The sequence below is a fragment of the Sediminicoccus sp. BL-A-41-H5 genome, from assembly GCF_050632405.1.
Lineage (GTDB): Bacteria > Pseudomonadota > Alphaproteobacteria > Acetobacterales > Acetobacteraceae > Roseococcus.
Genome location: NZ_CP192601.1, coordinates 1213382 through 1222540, shown reverse-complemented (window position 1 = coordinate 1222540; position 9159 = coordinate 1213382). Strand labels below are relative to the sequence as shown.

Sequence of the window (9159 nt, the reverse complement as noted above, 5' to 3'; positions counted from 1 at the left end):
CTGAGGTCGCAGACCGGAGCGGTGAATCATCCGCCCAGCTAAAGCTTCGCGTCCGGTTCCACGCCCATCGCGCGCAGCCGGCGGCGCAGCTCGTAGAGCTGATCGAGCAGGGAGAGCACGACCGGCAGCGCCTCCTCGTTCACCGCCATGTCCTCACGCAGCTCCAGGATCAGCCGCACGCGTTCCACGTCGAGCTCGGTGAAGACGAGCGTGCCGTCGTTGCGCTCGGGGCGCACATGGCCCTCGGCGATCCAGCCTTGCAGGTCTTCCACACGCAGCCGGGTGAAGCGGGCGCAGAGGATGTCGAGCGTGATCATGGCGCGGCCTCCAGCCCGGCGCGCGGATCTTCCGGGTGCTCCGGCGTCCAGTCGCGCAGGAAGGATTTCAGCGCCTCATCCGCCGGGCCGATGACGATGCGCAGCGTGAGGAACAGGTCGCCCGCCGCGCGTTCGCCATGCGCCGCCACCCCGCGCCCGCGCAGCCGGATCTGCCGCCCCGCATCGCTTCCCTCCGGCAGCGTCACGCGCAGCGGGCCGCCCGGCGTCGGCACCACCACGGGGCCGCCGAGCACCGCCTCCTTCAGCGTCACCGGCAGTTCCATGTGCAGGTCGAAGCCCTCGCGCCGATAGAACTTGTCCTCGGCCACCTCGAGTTCGATCAGCGCATCGCCGGCCGGCCCGCCATTGCGGCCGGCTCCGCCCTGGCCGCGCAGGCGCAGCACTTGGCCGGTCTCGACGCCGGGCGGGATCTTCACGCTGAGGCTGCGGCCATCAGGCAGCGTCAGCGTCTCGGTGGCGCCCTGCACGGCGTGCAGGAAGGGGACGGCGAGGCGATAGCTCTCGTCTATGCCGCGGCGGGGCGCGGATTCGGCGCGGCGGCGCTGCTCGAAGAGATCGGCGAAGAGGTCCTCGAAGACCTCCGCCTCGGGGCGCTGGCCATAGCGCGCGCCATATTTTTCCCCGGTCGGCTGCTCGGCATATTGGCGGTAGCTGCCCTGCGGGCGCTGTTCCTGCCCCTCGGCGTCAATCTCGCCGCGGTCGAAGCGGGCGCGCTTCTCCGGGTCGCTCAGCAGGTCATTGGCGGCGGAGATCGCCTTGAAGCGCGCCTCGGCCTCGGGCTTGCCGGGGTTCAGGTCCGGGTGGTGCTGGCGGGCAAGCTTGCGATAGGCCGCCTTGATCGCCTCGGGCGAGGCGTCCCGCGCGACGCCCAGCGTCTTGTAGGGGTCTTCGGCCATGGATTTCTCCTTGACGCGAGGATGCCACTACCCGTCCGCGCGGGGAACCCAGGGCAGGCGCGCGACCTCGATGCCTTCCTCGCGCAGGGCCTCGGCCTCGGCCTCGGTCGCCTCGCCATAGATGCCGCGGGGTTCGGCCTCGCCCTCATGGATGCGGCGGGCTTCCTTGGCGAAGTCCTTGCCCATGTTCTCGCAATTCGCCTCGATCTCCTGCCGCATGCGCTGCAGCAAGGCCACGACCTGCGCCGGCATGGGCCCGGCGGCGAGGCGGGGCGCCTGGTCATCCGTCGCGGGCTTGGGCGCCTCGGCGGCGGCGACGGGTGCCCGGCCCTTCACGCCCGGCGTCTTGCGGATGGCGGGCGCCATCAGCGCCTTGCTCACCTTCGTGTCGCCGCAGACCGGGCAATCCACCAGGCCGGCGGCGGCCATGCGGTCATAGGCATCGCTGTCCTTGAACCAGCTCTCGAATTCATGCGCGTTGTCGCAGCGGAGCGAGAAGCGGATCATCCCTTCATACCTTCATCGGCGCGGCCCGGGTGGCGCCGGTCACTGATCCGTCAAATGGGACGGGGCGGGGCGATTGCGAGAGGGGGCGTCTCACCCCGCGAGCAGCGCGTCCAGCTTGCCGGCGCGATCGAGCGCGACAAGGTCATCGGAGCCGCCGATGGACTGCCCGTTGATGAAGATCTGCGGGACGGTGGTGCGCCCGCCCGAGCGCGCGACCGCATCCTTGCGCGCCTGGCTGCCATGCGGCGCGTCGAATTCCTCGAAGCTCACGCCGCGCTTGGTCAGCAGCGCGCGGGCGCGGTCGCAATAGGGGCAGAAGGCGGTGGTGTAGATTTCGATCTTGGCCATGGGCCCAATAGGCCGAGGGGGCGCCCCGGCGTCAAGCTGGTCAGTCCCCGAGGATGGAGAGCATCAGCGCGGCCAGGCCCAGGGCGAGGCCCATGGCGCCGCTCAGCCCGAGGAAGAAGCCGCGCCACTCCGCGCCGTCCAGACCGAAGAGGGGGCTGTTCTGCGTGGTCGGCCGGGTGGCGGCCACGTCGAAGCGATGCTCCGGCCGGCTGGTGACGAAGCTGTCGAAGGGCGTGGCGCCCGGATTGTGGAAGTTGCGGCCATCGAAGGGCATGGCACCTGCTCCATCCTGTTACGGGGGGCAGGATGCGCGCGGTGTCCTTGATAAAGCGTTAAGGCCGGCGCAGGCACCCGCCGGTCAGGCTGCGCGCTCGATCCGCGGGTCGGGCACGCGGGCGGCGGCCAGCACCATCACCTCGGCCGCGCCGCCCGCCAGCAGCACCCGCGCGCAGGCATCGGCCGTGGCGCCGCTGGTCAGCACGTCATCCACCAGCAGGACGCGCCGACCGTGCAGCCGCGCGGCGCCGCCGGGGGCCAGGCCGAAGGCGCCCTCCAGCACCGCCTCGCGCGCGCGTGCGCCCAGCTCGCCGAGCGGCTGCGTGGCGCGGCGACGGCGCAGCAGCGTGGGAGCGTGCGGCACGCCGCTCAGCCGCGAGAGGCGGGCCGCCAGCAGCGCTGCCTGGTTGTGGCGGCGGCGGAAGAGCCTCCAGCGGTGCAGCGGCACCGGAACCAGCAGATCGGCCCGGCGCAGCAGCTCCGCGCCCGCGCGGGCCATGTGGCGGGCCAGCGGCGCGGCCAGCTCCGTCCGGTCCCGATGCTTGAAGGGCAGGATCAGCGCCTTGGCGCCCGCGTCATAGCGCAGCGCGGCGCGGGCCTGGGCGAAGGCGGGCGGCGCGGTGATGCAGGCCTGGCACCACAGCGCCTCCAGATGCGGGATACCGGCGCCTCCATGCGGGAAGGGCACGCCGCAGCGGTCGCAAAGCGGCGCGGTCACGAAGGCGAGGCCGCCGAAGCAGGCGGGGCATTGCCCGCCCTGGGCGCCCACGGGTTCCTCGCAGGTCAGGCAGGTGGGCGGCAGCAGTGCATCCAGGATGCCGCCGCCCAGGCGTTGGAGCATGATGCCCGCCCGATTCAGACCTTCGCGCCATGCGGCGCTTCGGTCATCGGGCGGGGGCGCTACCAGGCGCCGAAGCGCGCATCGCCGTCGCGCGCCACCTCATGCACGAGATCAATCTCCCAGGAGAGATAGGCGTGCATGGCCGCCTCGATGCCGGAATTCCGGTCATAGGGGCGCAGATACCAGTCCACGCAGGCCTCGTCCGGCGGGTTGGTGCGGTCGGTGGCGATCGGCAGGCCCGCCGCCTTCCAGGCCGCGACGCCACCCTCCAGCACGCGCGCGCCCGGGATCTCTGCGGCGGCGAGATGGGCGAGCCAGGGGTCGGGCGCCGTCACCACCACGGGGCCCGCGATCTGCGGCACGCGTCCGCGCACCGCCCAGACCGAGCCCGGGATGTGCCCCGCGCGGAAGTCGATGCTGCGGGCCAGGTCCACCACCGTCACGCCCGTTTCGGCGTCGAGGGCCTGCGGCGTCACGGTCGGCATCTGCGGCACCTCGGGCGCCACCGGGCGCCAGGGACCAGCGGCGAGTTCGCCGCTCAGTGCGCCCTCCACCACGAACACCTCCCAGCCGCCCATCTGGCGCAGCCAGGCGGCGGACATGCGGGCGCGGACCGTGTCGTCATCGGCGAGGATCACGCGGGCACCCCGCACCGCGACCCATTGGTCCGTCGCCTGCACGAGCTGCCCGCCCGGCGCGTGGCGGAAACCTGGGATGTGGCCGGCCGCGTACTCCTCGGCGGCGCGGACATCGAGCGCATAGGTGCTGCGGCTGTCATCGGCCAGCATGGCGAGGGCGGCGGCGCGGCTGATCAGCTTCACACCGTTCTCCGCCGCGAAGGCGCTGGCGCGCTGGAGTGCCAAGGCCGCGCTGGCCGGCGTGCCGGGGGCGTAGCTGCGGGTGACGCCGCGCTCGCATTGGAAGCCCGCCAGCTCCCACCCCATGGTGCCGTTGCGCAGCGCCACGATGCGGTTGGGCACGCCGGCGCGGCGCAGGCTCTCGGCGCCCATGATGCTGCGGGTGCGGCCCGCGCAATTCACCACGATGGTCGTCTCGGCATCCGGCACCAGGTCGCCGATGCGGTAGGCCAGTTCACCGCCCGGCACGTTCACCGCGCCGGGGATGGTCATCCGCACGAACTCATCCATCGGGCGGCTGTCCAGGATGACCATGGGCTTGCCGGAATCCTTGAGCGCCTGAAGCTCCGGCGGATCCAGGCTCTCGGTGCCGTAATGGTGCTCCACCCATTCGCCGAAGGCCTTGGAGGGCACATGCACGCCGGTGAAGACGACATAGCCGGCCGCCGCCCAGGCCGGCGTGCCGCCGTCCAGCACATGCACGTCGGTATAGCCGATGGAGGTGAGGTAGTCCGAGAGCTTGCCCGCATGCCCCTCGCCGCCATCCACGCAGACCACGCGGGTGGCGCGGCGCGGCAGCAGCGCGCGGGCGCGCAACTCCTTCTTCGAGAGCGGGCAGGGCACCGCCCAGAAGAGGTGGCCATGGCCGAACTCCCCCTCCTCGCGCGCGTCGAGGATGGCGAGTTCGGAACCGCTTGCAATCCAGGCCTTCAGCGTGGCCGGCGTGACGGTGTTCATCAGCCCTTCGCGTCCGCCGTCGGCTTCATGAAATTCTTGTTGTAGTAGGAGACGACGCCCGTCTTGTCGTCGAAGGCGCGGCGGCCATCGAGCTTTTCCAGCGCCAGCCCGTACATGTGCAGGTGGCGTGTGGGGCGCGTGCCGGTGGTGTGGATGGAGTGGATGTCCTCCGGCATCAGGCAGATGCCGCGGCCCGGCTCCACCATGATCTCCTCGCGCACGCGCATTTCGCAGCGCTCGGGGTTGGAGCCGTCATCCAGGCGGTCATAGACCTTGTTCAGCTCCTGCCCGTCCACGGCCACCACGACGGCCCAGGTGGTGTGGTCATGCGGCTTGGTCTCATTGCCCGGGTTCAGCGCGTTCAGGTAGAGCGCGAAGCGGTTGTTGTCCTCCTCGCGTAGCAGGTAGCGGTTGCTGCCCTTCTCGCCATTGGGCGGGGGCGGGAATTCGGCGCTCGGGAACAGGTGCTCCTGTGCGGCGAGGGTCATCAGCTCGGCCTTGATGGCCTCCAGCGCCTCGCGCGTCACGCCCATGCGGGCCTCGATCTCGCGCACGCGGCCCACGGCGGCGGCGACGGCGGCGGTGCGGGCCGCCTTCACATCCATGTTGTTCATCTGCGTTCTCCCTTCCTGAGGAGAGAGACGATAGTCCCGCTTGCGCGCGAGTGCCACCGGCCGCAGATGAACTCCATGGAAGCCAATCCGGACATCTTCGACCGCCGCCTGATGCGCCTCCGGCGGGAGCGCGCCGCCCCGCGCGTGGCCCAGGTGGCCCCCATCCTGGAGGCGGCGGCCGACCTCCTGCTGGACCGGCTGGACGACACGACGCGGCGCTTCACCCGCGCACTGGACCTCGGCGGCCGCGGCGTGGTCGCGCCCCGGCTGGCGGCGCGCGGCATTCCCTTCATCGTCTCCATGGACCTCGCGGAAGGCATGGCGGCCCGCGCGGGTGGCCTGCCCCTTGCCGGCGACGAGGAATGGCTGCCCTTCGCGCCGGAGAGCTTCGATCTCGTGGTCGCCAATCTCAGCCTGCATGGCGTGAACGACCTGCCGGGCGCCCTGGTCCAGCTGCGCCGGGCGCTCCGGCCCGATGGCCTCTTCCTCGCGGCGATGCCCGGCTTCGGCACGCTGCAGGGCCTGCGCGAGGCGTTGGCGGCCGCCGAGGCCGAGACGCGCGGCGGCATCTCCCCCCGCATCGCCCCCTTCGCTGATCTGCGGGACCTGGCCGGGCTCCTGCAGCGTGCGGGCTTCGCCCTCCCGGTGGCCGACCAGGACAGCCTGCCCCTGCAATACCGCACGCCCATGGGCCTGATCGCCGATCTGCGTGCCGGCGGCGAAGGCAATGCGATCCGCGCCGCCGATCGCCGGATCCCGCCGCGTGCCTTGTTTCCCTTGGCTTTTTCGGCGCTCGACCTCACCATGGAGCTGCGCCTGCTGGTCATGACCGGCTGGGCGCCGCATGAGAGCCAGCAGAAGCCGGCCCGTCCCGGCAGCGCCACTGCCCGCCTGGCCGAGGCGCTGGGCAGCCCGGAATACAAGACCGGCGATAAAGCGGGTTGAACCTTCCGCGCCCTGCGCGCATCTTAGGAAATCTTCAAAACCCGATCGGTCAGCCTATCCAGATGGAAAATTCGGGCGGCGAATCCCGCCGCATCACGCGCCATGCGCCAGAGGATTTCGAGGGCGCGCGCCGGGCCGGCGCGCTGGCCGCCGCATGCCTGGACATGATCACCCCTCATGTCCACCCGGGCGTGACAACCGGCCATCTCGATCAGCTCTGCCATGATTTCATGGTGGCCCATGGGGCGGTGCCGGCCACGCTGGGCTATCGCGGCTACACCAAATCCTCCTGCATCTCGATCAACCACGTGGTCTGTCACGGGATTCCGGGCGAGCGGACCATCGCCGAGGGCGACATCCTCAACATCGACGTGACCGCATTGCTCGATGGCTGGCATGGCGACACCAGCCGCATGTATGCGGCGGGCGAGATCAGCACCAAGGCGCGGCTGCTGATGGACGTGACCTATGAGGCGATGATGCGCGGCGTCGCCATGGCCAAGCCCGGCAACACCTTCGGCGACATCGGCCACGCCATCCAGACCTATGCCGAGAAGCATCGCTTTTCCATCGTGCGTGACTTCTGCGGCCATGGCATCGGCCGCAAGTTCCACGAGCCGCCGAACGTGCTGCATTTCGGCCGCCCGGGCGAAGGCCCGAAGCTGGCGCCGGGCATGTTCTTCACCATCGAGCCCATGGTGAATGCCGGCCGGCCGGAGGTGAAGATCCTGGATGATGGCTGGACCGCCGTGACGCGCGACCGCAGCCTCTCGGCGCAATTCGAGCACATGGTCGGCATCACCGAGACCGGTTGCGAGATCTTCACGCTCAGCCCGGGGGGTATGCACAAACCTCCTTATGTTCTGCCGGGCTGAGCGTTGATTTTTGGCGCCCTCAAACGCCGGGCGCCGGCTCCGCCGGCTTGGCTTCGCGCTGCCGCTGGTGCGCGAGATGTCCAGGCACCCTGGGCGCGCCGGCCGCTTTTCGGCCGGATTCTCGGAGGGTCCTCCTCTTTCGCGTCAGGCGGGCCGTGACCAGGCGGCGTGGGCTCTCGGAGGCGGGTGGCCTGTTTGATCCCGCGGTGGTCGCGGCCAGCGGTGCGCCGCCCGGCAGCGCCGGCCATCGCGAGCGCATGCGCAAGAAGCTCCTCGAGGGCGGCGCGGAAGGGATCCTCGACCACGAACTCATCGAGATGGTGCTCTTCCTCGCCTTGCCGCGGCGGGACACCAAGGCGATCGCGAAAGCCATGCTCGCCCGCTTCGGCAGCTTCGCCGATGCGCTCAGCGCCCCCACGCAGGAGCTGCGCCAGGTGGACGGGCTGGGCGATGCCGGGATCGCCGCGCTGCGCACCGTCCAGGTCGCGGCGCTGCGCATGGTCAGGGCGCCGCTGATCCGCCAGGACATGGTCAACAACTGGGACCGCCTGATGGACTACCTCACCGCCGCCATGGCGCGGGAGCGGGTGGAGCAGTTCCGCATCCTCTTCCTCGACGCCAAGAACCGCCTGATCGCCGACGAGGCCCAGGCGCGCGGCACGGTGAACCACACGCCGGTCTATCCGCGCGAGGTGGTGAAGCGCGCCCTGGAACTGCACGCGACCGCGCTGATCCTGGTGCACAACCACCCCTCCGGCGACCCGACGCCGAGCCGCGCCGACATCGAGATGACGGCGGAGGTGAAGCAAGCCGCCGCGGCGCTCGGTATCACGCTGCATGACCACGTGATCATCGGCCGTGAGCGGCAGCTCTCCTTTCGCCGCGAGGGTCTCCTCTAGGCCACCGGCAGGCTCGCGGCGAAGCTCCTGAGCCGTGTCGCGATCACCTCCGCCACCGCCTGCACCGCCGCATGGCGCGGGAAACGCGCGCGCCAGACGATGCGGATGACGCGCCCGGCCGGCTCCGCCAAGGGCCGCAGCGCGATGCCCGAATCCTGCGCCACCCCGGCGGCCAGCCCCGGCACCAGCGTCGTCCCGTAGCCGGCGGCCACCATGTTCAGCAGCGTGGGCAGGCTCGCCGCGCGCAGCGTGCCGCCCAGCGCCCCCCGATGGCCGCAGGCTTCCAGCGCCTGTTCGCGCAGGCAATGCCCATCGGCCAGTACCAGGATGTCGCGGGCCAGCTCGGCCTGGCTGACGCGCGCCTCGCCCGCCAGGCGATGCTCGGGCGGCAGGGCGGCCAGGAAGGGCTCCTCGAACAGCGCCTCGCTCTGCCATTCGGGGCCCTCGGGCTCGGTCGCAAGCAGGGCGGCGTCCAGCTCGTGGCGCTGCAGGCGCTCCAGCAGAAGGGCGGTCTGGTCCTCCCAGGGTTCGAGCTCGAGCCGGGGCAGCGCCTCGCGGATCGGGCCGAAGATGAGAGGCAGCAGATAGGGGGCGAGCGTCGGGATCACGCCGAGCCTGAGCCGCCCGGAGAGCGGGTCCCGCAGGCCGCGCGCGACGTTGAGGATCGCATCCGCCTCCGCCACCGCGCCGCGCACATGGCCGAGCAGCCGCTCGCAGGCCTCGGTCGGGGTGACGCCCTTGTTGCCACGCTCGAACAGGGTGACGCCCAGCTCCTCCTCCAGCTTGCGGAGCTGGACGGAGAGGGTGGGCTGGCTGATGCCGCAGGCCTCGGCGGCGAGGCCGAAATGCCCGTGCTCGGCCAGCGCCAGCAGGTAGCGGAGGTCGCGCAGGTTCATGGGTGGGGCCGCGTCATGTCGATAGTTTTCATCTATCGAAGATGTTGAATGAATTGACTGGAAGTCAATCCACTCCCGCCGCTAGGGTGCGGCCCAGCCGGGAAGGGGGCCGGGATTCCCCATCGCCCT

General features: G+C 71.0%; 12 protein-coding genes. 3 read left to right on the top strand and 9 right to left on the bottom strand.

The annotated features are described in order from the left end of the window. Window positions 1–38 precede the first annotated feature (38 nt). From ACQ860_RS06110 to ACQ860_RS06075, 8 genes are all read right to left on the bottom strand, one after another. A complete protein-coding gene (locus ACQ860_RS06110; protein WP_431302525.1) occupies window positions 39–317 on the bottom strand; it encodes a chaperone modulator CbpM in 279 nt (92 codons plus the stop codon). Beyond that, on the bottom strand, window positions 314–1234 hold the full coding sequence (locus ACQ860_RS06105) for a DnaJ C-terminal domain-containing protein (RefSeq protein ID WP_431302524.1): 921 nt from the start codon (window positions 1232–1234) through the stop codon (window positions 314–316). Before ACQ860_RS06105 ends, ACQ860_RS06110 begins: the two co-directional genes overlap by 4 nt. Before the next feature lie 27 nt (window positions 1235–1261). Then, a complete protein-coding gene (locus ACQ860_RS06100; RefSeq protein ID WP_431302523.1) occupies window positions 1262–1741 on the bottom strand; it encodes a DUF1178 family protein in 480 nt (159 codons plus the stop codon). 90 nt (window positions 1742–1831) lie between these two features. Continuing rightward, window positions 1832–2089: a glutaredoxin 3 gene (gene grxC, locus ACQ860_RS06095; RefSeq protein WP_431302522.1), complete on the bottom strand. Its 258-nt coding sequence runs from the start codon at window positions 2087–2089 to the stop codon at window positions 1832–1834. Window positions 2090–2129: 40 nt separating this feature from the next. Further along, window positions 2130–2363: a hypothetical protein gene (locus ACQ860_RS06090; protein WP_431302521.1), complete on the bottom strand. Its 234-nt coding sequence runs from the start codon at window positions 2361–2363 to the stop codon at window positions 2130–2132. An 84-nt stretch (window positions 2364–2447) separates the two neighbouring features. Further along, window positions 2448–3206: a ComF family protein gene (locus ACQ860_RS06085; protein ID WP_431302520.1), complete on the bottom strand. Its 759-nt coding sequence runs from the start codon at window positions 3204–3206 to the stop codon at window positions 2448–2450. A gap of 59 nt (window positions 3207–3265) precedes the next feature. Further along, window positions 3266–4801, bottom strand: coding sequence for a rhodanese-like domain-containing protein (locus tag ACQ860_RS06080; protein ID WP_431302519.1), 1536 nt, complete (start codon window positions 4799–4801; stop codon window positions 3266–3268). Then, window positions 4801–5415, bottom strand: a complete 615-nt coding sequence (locus ACQ860_RS06075; RefSeq protein ID WP_431302518.1) for a cysteine dioxygenase — start codon at window positions 5413–5415, stop codon at window positions 4801–4803. Before ACQ860_RS06075 ends, ACQ860_RS06080 begins: the two co-directional genes overlap by 1 nt. Window positions 5416–5490: 75 nt before the next feature. On the opposite strand from ACQ860_RS06075, the gene ACQ860_RS06070 reads away from it, so the two are divergent. From ACQ860_RS06070 to radC, 3 genes are all read left to right on the top strand, one after another. After that, a complete protein-coding gene (locus tag ACQ860_RS06070) occupies window positions 5491–6360 on the top strand; it encodes a class I SAM-dependent methyltransferase (protein ID WP_431302517.1) in 870 nt (289 codons plus the stop codon). 62 nt (window positions 6361–6422) lie between these two features. Then, window positions 6423–7235 carry a type I methionyl aminopeptidase gene (map, locus tag ACQ860_RS06065; RefSeq protein ID WP_431302516.1) on the top strand — a complete coding sequence of 271 codons (813 nt, stop codon included), beginning with the start codon at window positions 6423–6425 and terminating at the stop codon, window positions 7233–7235. A gap of 155 nt (window positions 7236–7390) precedes the next feature. Further along, the gene (gene radC, locus ACQ860_RS06060) at window positions 7391–8134 is read left to right on the top strand and encodes a RadC family protein (RefSeq protein WP_431302515.1); all 744 of its coding nucleotides are present in this window, start codon (window positions 7391–7393) and stop codon (window positions 8132–8134) included. Here radC and ACQ860_RS06055 read toward each other — a convergent pair. Then, the gene (locus ACQ860_RS06055) at window positions 8131–9030 is read right to left on the bottom strand and encodes a LysR substrate-binding domain-containing protein (protein ID WP_431302514.1); all 900 of its coding nucleotides are present in this window, start codon (window positions 9028–9030) and stop codon (window positions 8131–8133) included. The genes radC and ACQ860_RS06055 overlap by 4 nt on opposite strands. Between the last annotated feature and the right edge of the window lie 129 nt (window positions 9031–9159).